General features: G+C 69.6%; 20 protein-coding genes. 11 read left to right on the forward strand and 9 right to left on the reverse strand.

Annotated elements, in window-relative coordinates; all coding sequences use genetic code 11:
• The first annotated feature begins 164 nt into the window (after window positions 1-164).
• From AC07F0_RS00685 to AC07F0_RS00700, 4 genes are read left to right on the forward strand one after another with little or no spacing between them, the layout of a single operon-like run.
• Window positions 165-1181, forward strand: a complete 1017-nt coding sequence (locus tag AC07F0_RS00685; protein WP_478972407.1) for an acyl-CoA desaturase — start codon at window positions 165-167, stop codon at window positions 1179-1181.
• On the forward strand, window positions 1178-1855 hold the full coding sequence (locus AC07F0_RS00690) for a TetR family transcriptional regulator (protein ID WP_478972410.1): 678 nt from the start codon (window positions 1178-1180) through the stop codon (window positions 1853-1855). The genes AC07F0_RS00685 and AC07F0_RS00690 overlap by 4 nt, the downstream gene beginning before the upstream one ends.
• Before the next feature lie 51 nt (window positions 1856-1906).
• Window positions 1907-2161 (forward strand): type II toxin-antitoxin system Phd/YefM family antitoxin, encoded by a 255-nt coding sequence (locus AC07F0_RS00695; RefSeq protein ID WP_478972413.1) that lies wholly within the window; start codon window positions 1907-1909, stop codon window positions 2159-2161.
• Window positions 2158-2406, forward strand: coding sequence for a type II toxin-antitoxin system RelE family toxin (locus AC07F0_RS00700; RefSeq protein ID WP_478972416.1), 249 nt, complete (start codon window positions 2158-2160; stop codon window positions 2404-2406). The genes AC07F0_RS00695 and AC07F0_RS00700 overlap by 4 nt, the downstream gene beginning before the upstream one ends.
• Before the next feature lie 7 nt (window positions 2407-2413).
• Here the strand turns inward: AC07F0_RS00700 and AC07F0_RS00705 are convergent, their stop codons facing one another.
• Complete coding sequence (locus AC07F0_RS00705) at window positions 2414-3232, reverse strand: trans-aconitate 2-methyltransferase (RefSeq protein ID WP_478972419.1); 819 nt, start codon at window positions 3230-3232, stop codon at window positions 2414-2416.
• Window positions 3233-3357: 125 nt separating this feature from the next.
• Between AC07F0_RS00705 and tamR the strand changes: the two genes are divergently transcribed.
• Window positions 3358-3855, forward strand: coding sequence for a MarR family transcriptional regulator TamR (tamR, locus tag AC07F0_RS00710; RefSeq protein ID WP_010035221.1), 498 nt, complete (start codon window positions 3358-3360; stop codon window positions 3853-3855).
• Here tamR and AC07F0_RS00715 read toward each other — a convergent pair.
• Window positions 3814-4581 carry a response regulator transcription factor gene (locus AC07F0_RS00715; RefSeq protein ID WP_356926358.1) on the reverse strand — a complete coding sequence of 256 codons (768 nt, stop codon included), beginning with the start codon at window positions 4579-4581 and terminating at the stop codon, window positions 3814-3816. The two genes, tamR and AC07F0_RS00715, sit on opposite strands and share 42 nt — an antisense overlap.
• Window positions 4582-4886: 305 nt before the next feature.
• Here AC07F0_RS00715 and AC07F0_RS00720 point away from each other — a divergent pair, with 305 nt between their 5' ends.
• The 3 genes from AC07F0_RS00720 (at window position 4887) to AC07F0_RS00730 (ending at window position 7100) form a co-directional block, all read left to right on the forward strand.
• Window positions 4887-5345 carry a GNAT family N-acetyltransferase gene (locus AC07F0_RS00720; protein WP_478972421.1) on the forward strand — a complete coding sequence of 153 codons (459 nt, stop codon included), beginning with the start codon at window positions 4887-4889 and terminating at the stop codon, window positions 5343-5345.
• Window positions 5346-5430: 85 nt separating this feature from the next.
• Window positions 5431-6087 carry a hypothetical protein gene (locus AC07F0_RS00725; RefSeq protein ID WP_478972424.1) on the forward strand — a complete coding sequence of 219 codons (657 nt, stop codon included), beginning with the start codon at window positions 5431-5433 and terminating at the stop codon, window positions 6085-6087.
• The gene (locus AC07F0_RS00730; RefSeq protein ID WP_478972427.1) at window positions 6075-7100 is read left to right on the forward strand and encodes a hypothetical protein; all 1026 of its coding nucleotides are present in this window, start codon (window positions 6075-6077) and stop codon (window positions 7098-7100) included. The genes AC07F0_RS00725 and AC07F0_RS00730 overlap by 13 nt, the downstream gene beginning before the upstream one ends.
• A 60-nt stretch (window positions 7101-7160) precedes the next feature.
• Here the strand turns inward: AC07F0_RS00730 and galK are convergent, their stop codons facing one another.
• From galK to galT, 3 genes are read right to left on the reverse strand one after another with little or no spacing between them, the layout of a single operon-like run.
• Window positions 7161-8336, reverse strand: a complete 1176-nt coding sequence (galK, locus tag AC07F0_RS00735) for a galactokinase (protein WP_478972429.1) — start codon at window positions 8334-8336, stop codon at window positions 7161-7163.
• A 27-nt stretch (window positions 8337-8363) separates the two neighbouring features.
• Window positions 8364-9326, reverse strand: coding sequence for a UDP-glucose 4-epimerase GalE (gene galE, locus AC07F0_RS00740; protein ID WP_478972432.1), 963 nt, complete (start codon window positions 9324-9326; stop codon window positions 8364-8366).
• Window positions 9323-10384, reverse strand: a complete 1062-nt coding sequence (gene galT, locus AC07F0_RS00745; RefSeq protein WP_478972435.1) for a galactose-1-phosphate uridylyltransferase — start codon at window positions 10382-10384, stop codon at window positions 9323-9325. Before galT ends, galE begins: the two co-directional genes overlap by 4 nt.
• Before the next feature lie 164 nt (window positions 10385-10548).
• Here galT and AC07F0_RS00750 point away from each other — a divergent pair, with 164 nt between their 5' ends.
• The 3 genes from AC07F0_RS00750 to AC07F0_RS00760 all read left to right on the forward strand — a co-directional run bounded on the left by AC07F0_RS00750 (window position 10549) and on the right by AC07F0_RS00760 (window position 13522).
• Window positions 10549-12228, forward strand: a complete 1680-nt coding sequence (locus AC07F0_RS00750; protein ID WP_478972438.1) for a sodium:solute symporter family protein — start codon at window positions 10549-10551, stop codon at window positions 12226-12228.
• Between the two features lie 20 nt (window positions 12229-12248).
• A complete protein-coding gene (locus tag AC07F0_RS00755) occupies window positions 12249-12566 on the forward strand; it encodes a hypothetical protein (RefSeq protein WP_478972441.1) in 318 nt (105 codons plus the stop codon).
• A 233-nt stretch (window positions 12567-12799) separates the two neighbouring features.
• Window positions 12800-13522, forward strand: a complete 723-nt coding sequence (locus AC07F0_RS00760; RefSeq protein WP_478972443.1) for a maleylpyruvate isomerase family mycothiol-dependent enzyme — start codon at window positions 12800-12802, stop codon at window positions 13520-13522.
• 23 nt (window positions 13523-13545) lie between these two features.
• Here AC07F0_RS00760 and AC07F0_RS00765 read toward each other — a convergent pair whose 3' ends face one another.
• The 4 genes from AC07F0_RS00765 to AC07F0_RS00780 all read right to left on the reverse strand — a co-directional run bounded on the left by AC07F0_RS00765 (window position 13546) and on the right by AC07F0_RS00780 (window position 20172).
• Window positions 13546-14256: a helix-turn-helix transcriptional regulator gene (locus AC07F0_RS00765; protein ID WP_478972446.1), complete on the reverse strand. Its 711-nt coding sequence runs from the start codon at window positions 14254-14256 to the stop codon at window positions 13546-13548.
• Between the two features lie 239 nt (window positions 14257-14495).
• Window positions 14496-16328: an outer membrane protein assembly factor BamB family protein gene (locus AC07F0_RS00770; protein ID WP_478972449.1), complete on the reverse strand. Its 1833-nt coding sequence runs from the start codon at window positions 16326-16328 to the stop codon at window positions 14496-14498.
• A gap of 64 nt (window positions 16329-16392) precedes the next feature.
• A complete protein-coding gene (locus AC07F0_RS00775; RefSeq protein ID WP_478972452.1) occupies window positions 16393-18171 on the reverse strand; it encodes an outer membrane protein assembly factor BamB family protein in 1779 nt (592 codons plus the stop codon).
• Between the two features lie 192 nt (window positions 18172-18363).
• Window positions 18364-20172 carry an ABC-F family ATP-binding cassette domain-containing protein gene (locus tag AC07F0_RS00780; protein WP_436731323.1) on the reverse strand — a complete coding sequence of 603 codons (1809 nt, stop codon included), beginning with the start codon at window positions 20170-20172 and terminating at the stop codon, window positions 18364-18366.
• Window positions 20173-20197: the final 25 nt, after the last annotated feature.

Below are 20197 nucleotides of genomic sequence, written 5' to 3' on the forward strand. Positions count from 1 at the left end.
TCCAGGATAGGTGTCGGCCGAGACGCGCAGCTGGCGGGCTCTTGTCGCCGGGCGTCGCGCTGCCATACTTACGAAGCCGTAGGTTACGGAACCGTAGGAAGCACTGCGGGGTTCCCGTGACCGGCAACCCCCTTCTCCATCCACATACCCTCCAGGGGACGCGTATGACCAGTAGTTCCGACGTGATCGAGAACGCCCCGAAGGCGTCCGGTCAGGCAACCGATCAAGCTCCCCCCGCCACGCTGGGCGGCGAGCGGAAGCGGTCCATCGAGCAGATCGCCCTCCTCCTTTTCATCACCGTCCCGTTCCTCGCGCTGCTGGCGGCGGTGCCGCTGGCCTGGGGCTGGGGTGTGAGCTGGCTGGACCTCGGTCTGCTGGTGTTCTTCTACTACCTGGGATGCCACGGCATCACGATCGGTTTCCACCGTCACTTCACCCACGGCTCCTTCAAGGCCAAGCGGCCGCTGAAGATCGCGCTGGCGATCGCCGGATCCATGGCGGTCGAGGGTCCGCTGGTCCGCTGGGTGGCCGATCACCGCAAGCACCACAAGTTCTCCGACGCGGAGGGCGACCCGCACTCGCCGTGGCGGTTCGGCGAGACGCTCCCGGCCCTGGTGAAGGGCCTGTGGTGGGCGCACATCGGATGGATGTTCGACGAGGAGCAGACATCGCAGGAGAAGTACGCCCCGGACCTGATCAAGGACAAGACGCTCCGCGCGATCTCCCGCCAGTTCGTCCTGTGGACGGTCGTGTCCCTGACCCTCCCGGCGCTGATCGGCGGGCTGGTCACGATGTCCTGGTGGGGGGCGTTCACGGCGTTCTTCTGGGGCTCGCTCGTCCGGGTGGCCCTGCTGCACCACGTGACGTGGTCGATCAACTCGATCTGCCACGCGGTGGGCAAGCGCCCCTTCAAGTCGCGTGACCGCTCGGGCAACGTGTGGTGGCTGGCGATCCTGTCCTGCGGCGAGTCCTGGCACAACCTGCACCACGCCGACCCCACCTCCGCGCGGCACGGGGTGATGCGCGGCCAGCTGGACTCCTCCGCCCGGCTGATCCGCTGGTTCGAGATGCTCGGCTGGGCGTACGACGTGCGCTGGCCGTCACGCTCACGTATCGATTCGCGCCGGAACACCGGGGAAGGCGGCTCCCCGCGCGGGAAGGAGCCCGTCAAGGCGGCATGATGGTCGCTGTGGCGACCGACTCGAGCAGCACCCCCAGCAACGACAAGCCGCGGCGAGTGCGTCGCACCCGGATGACCGGTGCCGAGCGCCGCCAGCAGCTGCTGGAGATCGGTCGTACGCTCTTCGCCGCGAAGGGTTTCGAGGGCACGTCGGTGGAGGAGATCGCGGCGAAGGCCGGGGTATCCAAGCCGGTGGTGTACGAGCACTTCGGCGGCAAGGAAGGGCTGTACGCGGTGGTCGTGGACCGCGAGATGCGCCGCCTGCTGGACATGGTGACCAGCTCTCTCACGGCCGGTCACCCCCGCGAACTGTGCGAACAGGCGGCCTTCGCCCTGCTGGACTACATCGAGGAGTACACGGACGGTTTCCGCATCCTGGTCCGCGACTCCCCCATCCCCCAGTCGACGGGATCCTTCGCCTCGCTCATCTCGGACATCGCCACCCAGGTGGAGGACATCCTGGGCCGCGAGTTCAAGAGCCGCGGCTTCGACCCCAAGCTGGCCCCGCTGTACGCCCAGGCCCTGGTCGGGATGGTCGCCCTGACCGGCCAGTGGTGGCTGGACGTACGCAAGCCGAAGAAGGCCGAGGTGGCCGCGCACCTGGTGAACCTGGCGTGGCACGGCCTGGACGGCCTGGAGGCCAAGCCGCATCTGATAGGGCGCCGCAAATGCTGAAGCCAGTGGAAATCATGGGCCACGAGATTAATCTTGTGGCACCATGTGCGCATGACTGAGATCACGATCAGCTCCGCCCGTTCCCAGCTCGGCGACCTGGTCCGGCGCGCGGCCCACAGCCGCGAGACCATCGCCATCACCGACCACGGCCACGTGGCCGCGCTGCTCGTGTCTCCGCAGGTGATAGAGGATCTCGAAGACGCCCTCGCCGTCGCGGACTATCAGCGACGCAAGGCGGAGGGCACGCTTGGCCCGGGCATCCCCATGGACGAGGTACGCAGGCGGCTGGGGCTCGAGAAGAAGTGACCTACGAAATCGTCTTCGAGCCGCACGCCCTCGACGCCGCGGCGCGGTTCCTGAAGGCGGATCCGAGCGGCCTCGCCCTGGTCCTGGACACCATCGACAAGCTCGCCGATGACCCTCGTCCGGCGGGTTCGGTCCCTTACGGCCTCGACATCCGCCGCCTCCGCGTCGGCGACTACCGCGTCATGTACGTCATCGACGACGAAGTGATCCGCATTCTCGTCACCCACCTGGGCCGCACGACCTGACCACCACTCACCCCCGTTTCCGGGCCACCGCGAACACCCGGCGGAACGGAAACGGGGTGCCGTGCGAACCTGCCGGATAGGCCTCGCGCAGGGCCGCCCGGTACTCGGCGACGAAGGCGTCCCGTGCCTCGGGGTCGTCGGCGAGGGCGGTCAGCACGGGCCGCAGGCCGGTCCCTTTCACCCAGTCGAGCACGGGGTCCTCGCCCTGGAGCAGATGGATGTACGTCGTCTCCCACACGTCGGCGGTGCAGCCGAGCGAGGTGAGCCGCTCCAGGTAGGTCTCGGGGGTGTGGACGGCGTCGCCGTGGCGCAGGGTGCCCGCGAGCCGGTCGCGCCAGTGCGGTGCGTGCGCGAGGTCGCGCATGAGCCGGTGGCTGGGGGCGTCGAAGTTCCCTGGCACCTGGAAGGCGAAGGTCCCGGCGGGTTTCAGCGCGGCCACCCAGTCGGTGAACCGGTCGAGGTGCCCCGGCACCCACTGGAGCGTGGCGTTGCTGACGATCAGGTCGCAGGGCTCGTCCGGCGTCCAGGTGCGGGCGTCGGCGTGGGTGAAGTCGAGACGGCCGCCGCCCGGGGTGGGCCCCTCGTGATCCACATGGGCCTTGTCGAGCATCTCGGGCGAGTTGTCGTAGCCGGTGATCCGGGCGGTGGGCCAGCGGGCGGCGAGCAGCGCGGTGACATTGCCGGGGCCGCAGCCGAGGTCGGCGATGCGGGGAGGGTCGCCGGGGAGGTCGGGGACGCGGACGAGGAGGTCGGCGAAGGGGCGGGCGCGGTGGCCGGCGTGGCGGAGGTACTGGGCGGGGTCCCAGGTGGGGGCGGCTGCGGGCATGGGTGCTCCTGGTGTCCGTGATGACCGTATGGGACGCACACACAGCGTGACAGGCAATTTATCTCGACGTCAAGAAAATGGATGTCAAGAGACTCTACGTCGACACAACCACTACACTGATCGTCATGGAGGACGAGGTCGACCGGCTGGTCGCAGCATGGCGCCGGGAGCGCCCGGACCTCGACGTCGAACCGCTCGAGGTGCTCAGCCGCGTGAGCAGACTGGCCCGGCATCTGGACCGGGCACGCCGGCTGGCCTTCTCGGAGCACGGCCTGGAGCCGTGGGAGTTCGACGTCCTGACGGCGCTGCGCCGCGCGGGCACGCCGTACCAGCTCTCGCCGGGACAGCTCCTCACCCAGACCCTGGTCACGTCGGGCACGATGACGAACCGCATCGACCGCCTGGCGAAGAAGGGCCTGGTGGAACGCCTCCCCGACCCCAGCGACCGCCGTGGCGTCCTGGTCCGGCTGACGGCCGAGGGCAGGGACCGCGCGGACCAGGCCCTGGCGGGCCTGCTGGACCAGGAGCGCGCGATCCTCGCGGAGCTCACCCGGGCCCAGCGCGGCGAACTGGCGGGGCTGCTACGCCAGCTGACCGCCCCGTTCGACAACATCCCCGGCTAGGTCGGCGGGGCCCACTCCGGCCCGCCGGGCCAGGGCGACGGCGGCGAGCGTGGAGTGCACGCCCAGCTTGCCCAGCACGTTCTGCATGTGCGTCCGCACCGTGTGCGGCGACAGGAAGAGGCGCTCGGCGACGGCTTTGCGCCCCAGCCCCGCCACCATGCACCGCAGCACTTCCCGCTCACGCGGAGTGAGGGACTCCACCAGCCGCTCGCTCTCCGTGCGGTGCTTGCGGGCGGCGGTCAGTTCCCGCAGCACGCCGGTCAGCAGGGCCGGCGGCAGATGCGTCTCGTCCCGCAGCACGCCCCGGATGACCGTGAGCAGCCGGGACAGCGAGCAGTCCTTGGCGACCCACCCGCAGGCTCCAGCCTGAAGGGCGAGCGCGGCCCGCCGCGGGTCGTCCTTCTCGGCGAGCACGACGATTCGTACGTTCGGCTGCGCGGACCGCACCCCCGTGACGAGGGAGATCCCGTCCACGAGCCCGTCCTCGTTGCCCTCCTGCACGGGTACGGCCGGGCGGGCGCCCGGCACCTTGCCGCCGAGATCGGCGTCGACGAGCAGCACGTCGAACCGCCGCCCCTCGGCGACCGCCCGCTCCAGGCTGCGCAGCGCGGCGGGACCGCTGCCGGCCGCGGAGACCTCGACATCGGGCTCGGCGGCGAGGGCCGCCGCGAGTGACTCGGCGAAGATGCGATGGTCGTCGACGACCAGGACTCGGATGCGAACCACGTAACCCCCTTCCCCAGGCTCCTGAAGAGCAGGGGATACCCCATCGTCGGAAGACGGCACCGCGCGGGTACGGCACCGGGGTGCCCGGATCTGCTGCATCTGTCCGTCCGTCCTCACAGCAGTCCGGCCGGGTCGCCGCAGCCGCACGGCCGCCGCCGTGCAGAAACCGCTACCCCCACCCCGGGTGTCGTACCCGGCTGTCTCGCCCCCTGATCGGCACCGGCCCCCACCGGTGCTGTTCATCAGGGTACGGCCGGGGGCCCGGAGCGGAAGGTTATTTGCAGAACTGACTGCCCTGCGCGTTTATGGTGTGCCGCATGTTCCGTCTTGAGACAGAAGTCGACAAGGCCCGACGTGATCTGCTCCGTACACGCCTGCGGGAAACGAACACAGCCGCCTCTCCGGTGCTGCGCGCCCTGCGCGGGACGCCGGACGAACGGGACGTCCCGTTGCACGTGTGGGCTGTGAACGACACGGACGACGGCCTGGCGGGCGGCCTCGTCGGCTACACGTGGGCGACCTGGCTCCACGTCACCTACCTGTGGGTCGACGAACGCCTTCGCGGCGGGGGCCTCGGGGCCGGGTTGCTTCGGGAGGCGGAACGCATCGCCTTCGAGGAGCGGGGATGCCGCGCGGCCCGCCTGGAGACATGGGACTTCCAGGCCCCCCGCTTCTACGAGAAGCAGGGGTACGAGGTGGTGTGCGAGGTGCCGGACTATCCACCGGGGATCACGGAGTACATGCTGACGAAGCGGCTGGGCTGAGGAAGACCTCGTTGCCGTCGCGGTGAGGCCCACGGATAGCGTTTGGTTCGCTCGACTTGTCCCCCCACCTCAACGGGAGCACACAGTGAACCGCCCTGCTCGGCTCGTGACAGCCGCGCTCACCGCATCCGCGGCCCTGCTGCTGACCGCCTGCGGCTCGGGGGAAGGTGACGGGGCGTCGTCCGACAAGATCGCCGGTGCGGATTCGGCCGATTCGCCATCGGCTTCGCCGTCGGTGTCCGCTACGGCGGACGGGATCGATCGGCCTGAGATCAAGCTGCCTGACGACATGAAGAACGTCTTCGAAGACAGGCAGACCGGAGACCCCCAGAAGGACGCCATCCTCGCCGACAACGAACGGGCCATCAGCACTGTGGATCAGGCGATGGCGTACGGCGACCTGAAGAAGTCCGGGATGGGCTTCTACTACACGGACAGTGCGCTGGCCGGCGTCTACAAATACGCCAAGGACAACATCGCCAGAAAGACCAGCTGGGCCGGTACCCTGCGCTACTTCGACCGTCAGGTGACGGTGTTCGACAAGACGTCAGCGGCGGTGACGTACTGCGCGGACGAGAGCAACGCGAACGTCAAGGACCTCAAGACCAACAAGGTGAACGTGGTCGAGACCTCGCCCGAGAGCTACGTCTATTACAACACCGGCGTCAAGAAGAACAAGGAGGGTGTCTGGCAGATCTGGAGCCTCCACGAGGACCGGGGTGCCAAGAGGTGCCAGCCGTGACCCGACGCATGGCGCTCGCGGCTCTCACCTCCGCGCTGCTCCTCCTCGGGGTGGATACAGCCGTCGCCGGAGGCATCGGCAGCAACGGATCCCGGGATGTCGAGACATCCGGTGACTCCTCAGGCCGGGTGCTGCAGTCGCGTATCACCTTCAACGTGAAGGGCGCAGCCCCCTCCAAGGACGGCGGCCCGATCACATCCGACGCCGTGGACTGGGAACCACCGGCCTGCTGGTACGAGCCCTACTGGAAAGCCAAGGACTTCAAGACCTACACCGAGGCCAACTGGTCGATGTACGAGTCCGTCGGCGGCGATCCCGCGGGCATCGCGGACGACAAGGCGCGTTACAAAGAAGGCGACCCCTACAAGGACTTCAACGTCGACAAGAACGACGAGGGCATGTGGTGGGTGGCCGTCACGAATCCGAAGATGAAGGATGACCCCGCCTCCAGGAACTGCAAGCGTGAACCCTTCTGGGTGGACAACGGCAAGAACCCCGGCGTCCCCCAGGCCATCGACACCGAGACGCTCGCCGGGCTTGCCCATCAGCGGACCGTCGTGCCGCCGACCAAGGTGACCCTCGCGCCGAACGGCAAGTCCACCGTGAACGCTCCCACCTGGGTCTGGCTGGACAAGGGCACCTTCAAGCCGGTTTCCGTCACGGCGAGTCTTCCCGGGACCGGGCTGTGGGCGACCACGACCGCCAAGCCCGTGAGCCTGCACCTCGATCCGGGGACGGAGGACGCGGAGAGCCTTCCGGTGTCCGGTGAGTGCGGGATCAACGACGACGGGTCGATCGGAGAGCCGTACGCCAGGGGCAAGGCGGAGCTGACGCCTCCGTGCGGGGTGCGGTACCTGCGCTCGTCGGGGGACGGTTCCTACAGCCTCAAGGCGACTCTCACCTGGGACATCAGCTGGGAAGGCGCGGGCGGCACGGGCGGCGACCTGCCCAGCGGCACGTTCGCCACCACCACCGACGTGGCGGTCCAGGAGTACCAGGCCGTCAACCGCTGACGTCGCGGACAGATGATCGGGCGCCCTTCCTCCTGGAGGACAGGGCGCCCGGCCGATTCGTCAGCGCAGGCGGCGTGCCCCCGCCGACGGCACCGCCTCGAAGACGCGGGGTGCCGTGAAGCCCGCCGCGGCGAAGGCTTCCTGGACCGCCTTGGTGATCGGGTCCACGTCCGGCTCCTCCGCGAGGACGATCGCCGAGCCGCCGAAGCCGCCGCCGGTCATGCGGGCGCCCAGGGCGCCGGAGGTGAGGGCCGTGTCGACGACCAGGTCCAGTTCGGGGCAGGAGATGCGGAAGTCGTCCCGGAGGGAGGCGTGGCCCTCGACCAGGACCGGGCCGATCGCGCGCGTGTCGCCCGACTCCAGCAGGGACACCACCCGCTCGACACGCTCGTTCTCCGTGACGATGTGGCGGACCAGGCGGCGGACCTCCTCCTCGTCGCCGAGGCGGGCCAGGGCCGCGTCCAGGTCGGCGTAGGGCACGTCCCGCAGGGCGTCGACGCCGAGCAGCGCCGCGCCCTTCTCGCAGCCCTCACGGCGCTTGCCGTACTCGCCCTCGCTGTGGGAGTGCTTGACCTGGGTGTCGACCACGAGGAGGCGCATGCCCTCCGCCGCCAGGTCGAAGGGAATCTGGCGCTGGGAGAGGTCGCGGGTGTCGAGGAAGAGGGCATGGCCCGCCTCGCAGCACGCCGACGCGGTCTGGTCCATGATGCCGACCGGGGCGCCCACGTAGACGTTCTCCGCGCGCTGGCACAGGCGGGCCAGTTGCCAGCCCCGCAGGCCGAGGGAGAAGAGGTCGTTGAGGGCCAGCGCCACGACCACTTCCAGCGCCGCCGAGGACGACAGGCCCGCGCCCGACGGGACCGTGGAGGACAGGTGGATGTCCGCGCCCGTCACCGCGTGGCCGGCCTCGCGCAGCGCCCACACCACGCCCGCCGGGTACGCCGTCCAGTTCTTGTCCGACTCCGGGGACAGGTCGTCCAGGCGGAGTTCGGCCACCCCGCCCTCGACGTCCGCCGAGTGGAGGCGGAGCACGCCGTCCTCGCGGCGTGAGACCGCCGCCACCGCCTGGTGCGGCAGGGCGAACGGCATGACGAAGCCGTCGTTGTAGTCGGTGTGCTCGCCGATGAGGTTGACGCGGCCCGGTGCCGCCCAGACTCCGTGCGGCTCGGCGCCGTACAGCTCCGTGAACCGCCCGGCGACCGCTCCGGCGGCCTCGTCGGCAACAGCCTCGCTCATGCCTGACCCCTGACCCTTCGTTCCGTACTAGTTGCCGCGCCGCTGCGCGAAGTCCCAGGCGTCCGCGACGATTCCGTCGAGGTCCGCGCGGGACGGGTTCCAGCCCAGTTTCTCGCGGGCCGTGGCGGCCGACGCCACCAGGATCGCCGGGTCGCCGCCCCGGCGGGGGGCGACCACTTCCGGGATCGGGTGGCCGGTCACCCGGCGGACCGTCTCGATGACCTCGCGGACGGAGAAGCCGTTGCCGTTGCCGAGGTTGCAGATGAGGTGCTCGCCGGGGGCAGCGGCCGTCAGGGCGAGCAGGTGGGCCTCGGCGAGGTCCGCGACGTGGATGTAGTCGCGCACGCAGGTGCCGTCCGGCGTCGGGTAGTCGTCACCGAAGACGGAGATCGCCTCGCGCCTGCCCTGCGCCACCTGCAGGACGAGCGGGATCAGGTGGGACTCGGGGTCGTGGCGCTCGCCGTACGCGCCGTACGCGCCCGCCACGTTGAAGTAGCGCAGCGAGACCGCGCCCAGTCCGTGGGCCGCCGCCTCGCCGGTGATCATGTGGTCGACGGCGAGCTTCGAGGCGCCGTAGGGGTTGGTCGGGGACGTCGGCGCCGACTCGGTGATCGGAACCTGCTCCGGCTCGCCGTACGTCGCCGCCGTGGAGGAGAAGACGAGCTTGCGCACGCCCGCCTCGCGCATCGCCGCGAGCAGGGCCATGGTGCCGCCGACGTTGTTGTCCCAGTACTTCTCCGGCTTCACGACCGACTCGCCGACCTGCGAGAACGCCGCGAAGTGGAGCACGCCGTCGAAGGAGGGGTCCAGCCACTTGGCTGCGTCGCGGATGTCGCCCTCGATGAAGGCCGCACCGGCCGGGACGCCCTCGCGGAAGCCCGTGGAGAGGTTGTCGAGGACGACGACCTCGTGACCGGCTTCCAGCAGGTGCTGGGCGACCACGCTGCCGACGTAACCCGCGCCGCCCGTCACCAGGTACTTCCCGCTCATGAACTCGCTACCTCTCGCAGTCGCTCGGCCGCGCGCTCCGGCGGCACGTCGTTGATGAACACGTTCATGCCGGACTCGGAACCCGCGAGAAACTTCAGCTTGCCGGAAGTGCGGCGGATGGTGAAAAGCTCGAGGTGGAGCGCGAAGTCCTCGCGCACGACTCCGTCGAACTCCTCCAGCGCGCCGAACGGGGCCTGGTGCCAGGCCGCGATGTACGGGGTCGGGGGCTCACTGTCACCGAAGATCCGGTCGAAGCGCCTCAAGAGTTCCAGATAAATCTTGGGGAACTCTGTGCGCGCGGCCTCGTCCAGCCCGAGCAGGTCGGGCACGCGGCGCTTGGGGTAGAGGTGGACCTCGTACGGCCAGTGCGCCGCGTACGGCACGAAGGCCACCCAGTGGTCGCCCTCCAGGACGACCCGCTCCTCGGCGAGTTCACGCTCCAGGACGGCGTCGAAGAGGTTCTCCCCGCCCGTCATCTCCTTGTGGGCCGCGACGGAACGCAGCATCAGGGCGGTGCGCGGGGTGGTGAAGGGGTAGGCGTAGATCTGTCCGTGCGGGTGCTGGAGGGTCACGCCGATCTCGGCACCCCGGTTCTCGAAGCAGAACACCTGCTCGACGGAGGGGAGATGGGACAGCTCCGACGTACGGTCCGTCCACGCCTCCAGCACCAGGCCGGCCTGCTCCTCGCTCAGGCTCGCGAAGGACGCGTTGTGGTCGGACGTGAAGCAGACGACCTCGCAGCGGCCGGAGTCGCCGGCCAGCGAGGGGAAGCGGTTCTCGAACACGACTACGTCGTACGAGGAGTCCGGGATCTCGCTCAGCCGGTCGCCCTCGGAGGGGCACAGGGGGCACTCGTCGGCCGGCGGATGGTAGGTGCGGCCCTGGCGGTGCGAGGCGATGGCGACGGAGTCGCCGAGCAGGGGGTCGCGGCGGATCTCGGACGTGGTGACGGTGCGGTCCAGCGGGCGGCGGTCGGCCGCGTCCCGCACGCTGTCGTCACGCAGGTCGTAGTAGATGAGCTCGCGACCGTCGGCCAGCCGGGTCGAGGTCTTCTTCACGCCGGACTCCTCATCCTTCAAACATAACCAAACATATCAAAACACGACTCCCCCCAATCGTCAACATCACAATCAAACAAAGAGCATCAGCAGACGTGTTCACTGTCTGAAGGCGGAGGCGTAGATTCCGCGACGTATCGGTTCGCGCAACGAAGCGAGGGCTCATGCATCCCCCCACCCACCTGGCAGCCGAGCTGCGACTCCCCACGAACTGGCTCGACTACACGATCCTCGGCATCTACTTCGCCGTCGTCCTCGGCATCGGCTTCGCCGCCCGCCGCTCGGTGAAGACCAGCCTCGACTTCTTCCTCTCCGGCCGTTCCCTGCCCGCCTGGGTCACCGGCCTGGCGTTCATCGCCGCCAACCTGGGCGCCACCGAGATCCTCGGCATGGCCGCCAACAGCGCGCAGTACGGCGTCTACACCACGCACTGGTACTGGATCGGCGCCATCCCGGCCATGGTCTTCCTCGGCCTGGTGATGATGCCCTTCTACTACGGCTCCAAGGTCCGCTCGGTCCCCGAGTTCCTGCTGCTGCGCTTCGACAGGGCGGCGCACCTGCTCAGCTCGGTGCTCTTCGCCTGCGCCGCCATCCTCATCGCCGGCGTCAACCTCTACGCCCTGGCCATCGTCGTCGAGGCGCTGCTCGGCTGGCCGCAGTGGGTGGCGATCGTGGTCGCCGGCTTCTTCGTCCTGGCGTACATCACGCTCGGCGGACTGTCCTCGGCGATCTACAACGAGGTCCTGCAGTTCTTCGTGATCCTCGCCGCGCTCATCCCCATCTCGGTGCTCGGCCTGAAGAAGGTGGGCGGCTGGGACGGCCTGTCCGACTCCCTCACCCGGTCCCATGGCGCCGACTTCATGACCTCCTGGGGCGGCACGGGCATCGGCAGCGCCAACCCGCTGGGCGCGAACTGGCTGACGATCGTCCTGGGCCTCGGCTTCGTACTCTCCTTCGGCTACTGGACGACGAACTTCGCGGAGGTGCAGCGCGCCCTGTCCGCGAAGAACCTCTCGGCGGCCCAGCGCACCCCGCTCATCGCCGCGTTCCCGAAGATCTTCATCGTGTTCCTGGTGATGATCCCGGGTCTGGTCGCCGCGGTACTGGTCCCGAAGATCGGTACATCCGGTTCCGACCTGCAGTACAACGACGCGATCCCCTACCTGATGGAGCAGTTGCTGCCCAACGGGGTGCTGGGCATCGCCGTGACCGGTCTCCTCGCGGCCTTCATGGCGGGCATGGCGGCGAACGTGTCGTCGTTCAACACGGTGTTCACGACCGACATCTGGGCGAAGTACGTCGTGAAGGGACGGGAGGACGAGTACTACGTCCGCTTCGGCCGCCTGATCACCGCGATCGGTGTCCTGGCCTCCATCGGCACGGCGTTCCTGGCGTCGTCCTTCTCCAACATCATGAGCTACCTCCAGACGCTGTTCTCCTTCTTCAACGTGCCGATGTTCGTCGTCTTCATCATCGGCATGTTCTGGAGGCGGACGTCGATGAAGTCGGGCTTCTGGGGTCTGCTCGCCGGCACCACGGCCGCGATGGTCAACTACTTCGTCCTCTACAAGCAGGACATCGTCGACATCCCCTCCGACCAAGGGGCCAACTTCGTTTCGGCCATCGCGGGGTTCGTCGCGGGCGCGGTCGTCATGGTGGCGGTGTCGCTCTTCACCGCGCCGAAGCCGGCCGAGGAACTCCAGGGGCTGGTCTACGGCACGACCTCGCCCGGCATGGCGGAGCCGCCGGCGCCGGGGGACGAGGCCTGGTACCGCAAGCCGGCGCTGCTGGGCTGGGGCGCGGTCGTCCTGGCCGCGGCCTGCTACATCCCGTTCTCGTTCTGACCCAGGGAGGCTGACAGAACATGTCCGAGTTCTACTCCGAGAAGGACGTGCAGCGGGAAGTCACCGAGCTGCAGGGCAAGTCGGCGACCGCCGCGCGGCTGTTCGACATCCGGCGGATCATCGGCGGGCTGTTCGTGGTCTACGGGGTGATCGTCACGATCGCGGGGTTCACGGCGTCCGATGCCGACCTCGACAAGGCGGAGGGCGTGAACATCAACCTGTGGACCGGGCTGGGGATGCTCGCGCTGGGGGTGTTCTTCCTGGTCTGGCTGAAGCTGAGGCCTGTGGCTCCTCCGCCGCCGGGGGTGGAGCCGGGGGACGATGAGCGCGTGGAGTAGCCCTGCGCCGTCCGGTACTCGGCGCCGGCGCTGAGGCCGGGCGGGTGCGCAACTCGGCGCGACGAGGTGCCGGGGTGCTGGTCGCCTTGAGGCAGCGCCTGGCCGCGACCACGCGCTGAGCCGATCATGCTCGGAAAGTTTCTTTACTGAGGCAAGAGGGCTCATGCAGCGTGGGGCGCATGGATGCGGGCCTCAGTCGTGTACCAGCTTCCCGCCTCGTAGAAGGGCTGCCCATGCAACCACCCGTCGCAGCCGTGATCGAAGCCCACGGCACCCTGGAACGGCTCGTCGCCGGAGTGACCGACGAGCAGGTCGCCGAACCGTCCGCCCTTCCCGGCTGGTCCCGTGGCCACGTACTGGCGCATCTCACCGACAACGCGAGGATGTTCGCCCGTCTCGCGGAGCATGCACTGCGCGGGGACCTCGTGGCGGCCTACGACGGTGGCGTGGACGAGCGCAACGCCATCATCGAGGCCACGGCCGGCCGCAGCGCCGCCGAGCACCGGGCCGAACTCGCCGCCCAGACAGCCCGCCTGGAGGCGGCCTGGGCACGCGCCGGCGACGAAGACTGGAAACGTCCGGTCACGTTCCGGAACGCCGACCTGGCCGCGACCGTCTGGGCACGCTGGCGCGAGGCATGGATCCACCTGGTCGACCTGGACCTCGGCGTGCGGTCGGACGACTGGCCCGAGGGCCTGGCCACGCACGCCATCGCGTTCCTCCTCGGCCGTCTGCCGGCAGGCACGCGCCTCTCCGCCGAAGACGTGCGCGGAGAGTGGTCCGTCGGCGACCGGCCGGGCACGGTGGTCACCGGGCGGGTGCGCGACCTGGCGGCCTGGCTGGCCGGGCGCACGCCCGCGATCTCACCGGTAGCGGCGCACGGACTCCCCGCGCTCGGTCCCTGGCCGCCCCACCCACCGTCCTCCGGCAACGGTCAGCCGGTACTCCGCTCATGAAAGGCCGAGCGGTCGGCACCTGGTCAGGCCTCCGGCCCCGCCCCCGGGTCCGGCGTCACTGTCCGCTGGAGCGATCCCGCGCGGTCCAGCAAGCCCGTCCGGGCCGCCAGGGCCGCTGCCTCCAGGCGCGAGCCCACGCCCAGTTTCATCAGGACCCGTTGGACGTGGGTGCGGGCCGTGGAGGGGGCGATGCCCATGCCCGCCGCGATCAGACGGGTGTCCTCGCCGTCGGCGACGCGGACCAGGACCTCGACCTCCCGCGGCGTGAGCATCGACAGCAACCGCTGGCCCTCGTCGTCCGGTTGGGCCGCCGGGTTGAGCAACTCGCTGAACGCGCCCTGCAGCAGTTGCGGCGCCACCGCCGCCTCCCCCGCTCGGGCCTTCATGATCGCCCGCTCGACACCCTCTATGCGCTCATCGTGCCGCACGTAGCCGGAAGCGCCCGCGGCGAAGGCTGCCGCGATGCCGCGCGGGCTGGGCACCGGACCCAGGACCAGGACCGCGACCTGCGGACGCTCCCGCTTGATCCGCACCACCGGGTCGAAGATCCCCGGCTCCGCCGGCGTGGCCGTCCCCAGCAGGCACACCTCCGGCGCCCGCGTGATCACCAGCTCCGCCGCCCCCGCGGCCGGCGCCGCCGCGGCCAGCACCCGGTGCCCCCGTAGCTTCAGCGCCGAGGCCAGCGCCTCGGCCAGCAGTCGGTGGTCGTCGACCACCATGAGCCGCACTCCCATCGAGTAACCCCCCAGTCACCCCGGTCCCCCCAGATGGAAGCCCCCCGGCTCCCCCGCCTTCATGCCCCCGGAAGCTACACGCTTGTTCGACGTTGCGCTCCCCCTACCGGCGAGAATCGCCCCGATCGTCGAAATTCCTCTCATACGAGGTTGACCCAACCAAACGCGAACGGTCCCGCCCCTGAACAGGGACGGGACCGTACCCGCACTCAGTCGATCACCGAGCGGACACCGAGCGATCAGTTCGTACCGAAGCCGACCGCCAGATACTCCTTCTCCCTCGTACTGCTGGTCCGCTTGCTGGCGTACACCTTGGACATGAACAGGTGCCCGTCGCCGTACAGCAGCTCGGAGTACTCCGGCGACATGCTCGCCTCCACGTCCCGCACCGAGTCGTTCGCCGGGTTCTCCAGCAGCTTCGTCTGCTTGAAGCTGCCCCCGTCGATGCTGACGATCTGCCCGCCCTTGTCGTACGGCGGCCGCTTGTACGCGATCAGGTTGCCGCCGTCCATGCGCAGCGGCGAGATCCTGTAGCCGTCGCCCGCGTCGGCCCGCTGCCCGGTCTGCTTGCCGGTGGTGAGGTCGAAGGCGACGATCTCGTTGGTCTGGCTGTACTCGCCGGTGCCGTCGTGCTCCTCGGTCGGCAGGTACAGCCGGTCGTTGCCGACCGCCAGCTGGGTGCAGTACTCGATGCGGGTGACGCCCTCGCAGCGCGCCGCGAACTGCTCGCCCGGCGCGGAGATGCGCGTGCGCAGCTTGCCGGTCTTGTTGTCGATGGAGAAGAAGTCGGAGATGCCGCTGCCGTCGCCCGCGGAGTCGCCGACGTCGGCGGCCACCACGAGCGGGTCGGTCGACACGATGCTCGCGTACTCGATGCCCTGGGCCATCTTGTACTCCGAGATCACCTTCCCCGTCTTCGGGTCGATGGTCTGGATGTGCAACTGCCGCTGCTCGTACGTGCCGCACTTGCGCACGGCGACCAGTTTCTCGCCGCCGCCGTACCCGGCGTCGTAGCAGGAGTCGATCGGCTTGGGGCTCCACAGGAGCTTGCCGGACAGGTCGAAGGCGGCGCCGCCGCTGGTGCTGCCGACGGCGACGGTGTTTCCGCTGATCGTGACGTTGTCGAAGCTGATCAGCTGGTCACCGGTCTTGACGGTCTTGGTCCACAGCCTCTTGCCCGCGTCGAGATCGATCACGGCGAGCTGGCTGCACCCGTGCGACGGGTCGGCCTTGGTCGGCATCGCGGGCTGGTAGAGGATCGCCGTCTTGTTGTCGTCCGTGACGTGGCGGCTGGCCTGGCAGACCGGGCCGTCCAGCGGGATCGTCCACTGCTCGGCGCCCTTGTCGCGGTCGTAGCCGACGATCTCGGCGACGCCGCTCTTGGCGTACGTCTTGTCGGTGAGCCACGAGCCGGAGACGACGACCGTGCTGTCGTTCTTCACCTCGGGCATCGGGACCTGGAAGAGGACCTTGGCGCCGGTGTCGGCCGGGGCCTTCTCCTTGCCGCCGGAGGTGGTGCCGCCGTTGTTGTCGTCCGTGCCGCCGGTGGTGCCGCCGGAGCTGGCCGTGTCGTCCTTCTTGCCGCCGTCCATGGACGTGGAGTACCAGACGCCGCCGCCGACGATCAGGGCGATCGCCACGACAGCGGCGACGATGATGGCCAGCTGCGCGTTGAACTTCCCTCCCCCGCCCGGCTGTCCGGGCTGCGGCTGGAGCGGCATGGTCGGCTGCTGATAGCCGTAACCGGGCTGGCCGTATCCCGGCTGCCCGTAGCCCGGCTGGCCGTAAGGCGCCTGCGGCTGCTGCTGGCCGGGATAGCCGTAGCCGGGCGGCGCCTGCGGCGGCTGGGGCGCCTGTGGAGCTCCCTGTGGATAGCCGTACCCGGGCTGCGGCTGCTGAGCGGGGGGCGGGGGCGGCGTCTGCGGAGCCTGCGGGTAGCCGTACCCCGGCTGCGGGGTCTTCCCGAGGTTCGGCCCACCCGCCGGCGGGCCCTGCGGGGGCTGGTCCTGGGGCGGCCCGAAGCCACCCCCGGGCGGGGGCTGTTGAGGCGGCGGAGGCGGTGGCTGGGTCATGGCGTGAGTACCTCGGGGAAGGGGACGGACGACGAACGCGAAGGCAGAAGCGGGAGGGGAAGCGTCACTTGCCGTAGGCGAGCATCAACTTCTCCTTCGTGTCGTCGTTTCCGCTCAGCCGGGTGGTCGAGATGTAGAAGCGCCCGTCGACCCAGTCGGTGTCCTTGGAGAAGAAGCCGTTCTCGATGTCCGCCGCGCCCTGCGGGTTCTGGAGGAGCTTGACCGGCTTGTGTCCGCTGCCGCCGGTCGGGATGGACACGACCTGGCCGCCCGCGTCGTACGACGGCTGCACATAGGCGATGAGCTTGCCGCCCTCGACCTTCATCGGCAGCATCGATTCGTCGGCCGGGGACTTCACCCGCCACTTCTCCTTGCCGTCGGCGAGGTTGACCGCGACGATCTCGTTGGCGCCGGTGGTCGCCTCCGTCGGGAGGTAGAGCGTGGTGTCGTCGACGGCGACGCCCTGGCAGCCCTGGAGGTCGCGTTCGAGGATGGCCCAGCCGCACTCGGGGGCGAAGTCCTCGTCGAAGCCGACCTGGGAGCGGAACTTGCCGCCGGAGGTGAAGGTCGAGATGTTCCAGGCCTTCTTGTCCTCGTTGGTGCTGTAGACGACCAGCGGGCTCACCGAGTAGGTGCGCGCGACCCGCCAGCCCTTGTCGAACGGCTGCGTCCACTTGGCGTCGCCGGTGCGCGGGTCGAGTTCCTGCACCTCGTCGTGCTCCTTCGAGGTGCCGGCGCCGCAGGAGGAGACGGCGATCAGCTTCTCGCCGCCGGCGAACGCGGAGGGGAAGCAGGAGGCGCCGTACTTCTTCTTGTCGAAGAGCTTGTCACCGCTGGTGACGTCGTAGGCCGTGCCGGACTGGGAGCGGCCGACCATCAGCGTCTTGCCGGTGATGGACAGTTCGACGGAGAGCGTGGAGTCGAACAGGGCGCCGTCGGCGACCTCCTCCTTCCAGCCCTTCTCGCCGGTGTTGAGGTCGATCTCCTGGAGCTGGTTGCACTTGGCGCGGTCGCTGCCGCCGCTCATGTACGCGACGACGATCTTGTCGTCGGACGTCTTCTGCGGGGTGGTCGCGCAGATCTTCTGCGGGAAGGTGATGGCGTCCCAGGTGGGCTTGCCGTCACCGACGTTGTAGGCGAAGAGCTGCTTGTACGCCGCCTTCACCGCGGTCTTGTCGGTGATCCACATGCCGGGGGCGTCGGCGCCGGACCCGGGCGCGTCGGGCGCCTCCTTGTACCAGAGGACCTTCGCCTCGCCCGCCTGGCGGCCCTCGTTGAGGTTCTCCGGGTCCTCGCCGCCGTCGCCGCTGCCGTCACCGGGGTTGACCGGGGCGGAGGAGGCGGGCTTGCCGTCGTCGGTCGGCTGGGCGACGGGCTTCTTCTCGTCCTTGCCGTCGTCGCCGCTGACCGCCCACACGGTGCCGCCGACCAGGAGCAGCGCGGCCACGGCGGCGCCGATGATCAGGGCGGGCTTGCCCTTGAAGGGGTTGCCGGAGCCGCCGCCGGGCGGAGTGCCGGGCGCGCCGGGGTACTGCGGCTGCTGCGGGTAGCCGTAGCCGGGCTGGGCGTACGGGCCCGGCTGCTGCGGCTGGCCGTAGGGGCCGGAGTTGTAGGGTCCCGGCTGCCCGTACTGTCCCGGCTGCCCGTACGGCCCGGGCTGCTGCGGGGGCTGCTGGGGATAGCCGTATCCCGGCTGCGGCGGCCCCTGCGGAGGCGGCGGCGTGTGGGGCGGTCCCTGGGGCGGTGGCGGGGTCTGCGGTGCCCCGAAGCCACCGCCCTGCGGCGGCTGGTTCTGCGGTGCTCCGAAGCCACCGTGCGGTGGCTGATTGGGCGGCTGGGTCATCAGCGGCTCCCCCGTTCGATCACTGATTTTTAGCCACGCCCTGAGGTACGCGATGTGCTCAGAGTCGCTTCATAAAGTTCTAAGACGGCTCTTTCTATCACCCCGTTCCGACAGCGCACCGGGCCGTATCACCCCCTGTTCCCAAGGGAGGACCGGCCCGTGATGCCGTCGTTATGCGCCTTCACGCACCCTTCACGCGTCCTCGGCGAGTTCCAGCCAGCGCATCTCCAGCTCCTCGCGCTGACCGGCCAACTCGCGCAGCTCGGCGTCCAGTTCGGCCACCTTCGAGAAGTCCGTGGCGTTCTCGGCGATCTGGGCGTGGAGCTTGGTCTCCCGCTCGGAGACCTTGTCGAGCTGCCGCTCGATCTTCTGGAGTTCCTTCTTGGCGGCGCGCTGGTCGGCGGCGCTCTTCTCCGGGGCGGCGGTCCGCGGCGCCGCGGCGGGCGTCGATGCGGCCGCGGCCTCCTCCATGCGCTGCCGCCGCTCCAGGTACTCGTCGATACCGCGCGGCAGCATCCGCAGGGTGCCGTCGCCGAGCAGCGCGAACACCCGGTCGGTGGTGCGCTCGATGAAGAACCGGTCGTGGGAGATGACGATCATCGAACCGGGCCAGCCGTCGAGCACGTCCTCCAGCTGCGTCAGCGTCTCGATGTCGAGGTCGTTGGTGGGCTCGTCGAGGAAGAGGACGTTGGGCTCGTCCATGAGCAGCCGCAGCAGCTGGAGCCGCCGCCGCTCACCGCCGGACAGGTCCCCGACCGGCGTCCACTGCTTCTCCTTGGTGAAGCCGAACGTCTCGCACAGCTGACCGGCCGTCATCTCGCGCCCTTTGCCGAGGTCGACGCGCTCGCGCACCTGCTGCACGGCCTCCAGCACGCGCGTGGCCGGGTCGAGTTCGGCGACCTCCTGGGACAGGTAGGCCAGCTTCACGGTCCTGCCGACGCGGATGCGCCCGCCCGCGGGCTGGGCCTCGCCGTCGGTCCGGGCCGCCTCGGCCATGGCCCGCAGCAGGGACGTCTTCCCGGCGCCGTTGACACCGACGAGACCGATCCGGTCGCCGGGCCCGAGCTGCCAGGTGACGTGCTTGAGGAGGACCTTGGGACCGGCCTGGACGGTGATGTCCTCAAGGTCGAAGACGGTCTTGCCGAGCCGCGTGGACGCGAACCGCATCAGTTCGCTGCTGTCCCTGGGCGGCGGTACGTCCTTGATGAGCTCGTTGGCGGCCTCGACGCGGAAGCGCGGCTTGGACGTACGGGCGGGTGCCCCGCGGCGCAGCCAGGCCAGCTCCTTGCGGACGAGGTTCTGCCGCTTGACCTCCTCGGTGGCGGCGATGCGCTCGCGCTCGGCCCGGGCGAAGACGTAGTCGGAGTAGCCGCCCTCGTACTCGTAGACGTCTCCGCGCTGGACGTCCCACATGCGCGTGCACACCTGGTCCAGGAACCAGCGGTCGTGGGTGACGCAGACGAGCGCCGACCGGCGGTTCTGGAGGTGCCGGGCGAGCCAGGCGATGCCCTCGACGTCGAGGTGGTTGGTGGGCTCGTCGAGGACCAGCAGGTCCTGCTCCTCGATGAGCAGCTTGGCGAGCGCGATGCGGCGCCGCTCACCGCCGGACAGCGGACCGATGACGGTGTCGAGCCCCTTGGGGAACCCCGGCAGGTCGAGCCCGCCGAACAGGCCGGTCAGCACGTCCCTGACCTTGGCGACGCCCGCCCACTCGTGGTCGGCCATGTCGCCGATGACCTCGTGGCGGACGGTGGCCTCGGGGTCGAGGGAGTCGTGCTGCGTGAGCACGCCGATGCGCAGACCGCCGGAGTGCGTGACGCGCCCGGTGTCGGCCTCCTCCAGCCTGGCGAGCATGCGGATCAGCGTGGTCTTGCCGTCGCCGTTGCGGCCCACGACGCCGATGCGGTCCCCTTCGGAGACGCCGAGGGAGACGCCGTCGAGCAGGGCGCGGGTGCCGTACACCTTGCTGACGTTCTCGACATTGACCAGGTTGACGGCCATTTCTCTCCTGACAGGGGGGACGATC

The organism is Streptomyces sp. NPDC045955 (assembly GCF_056430805.1).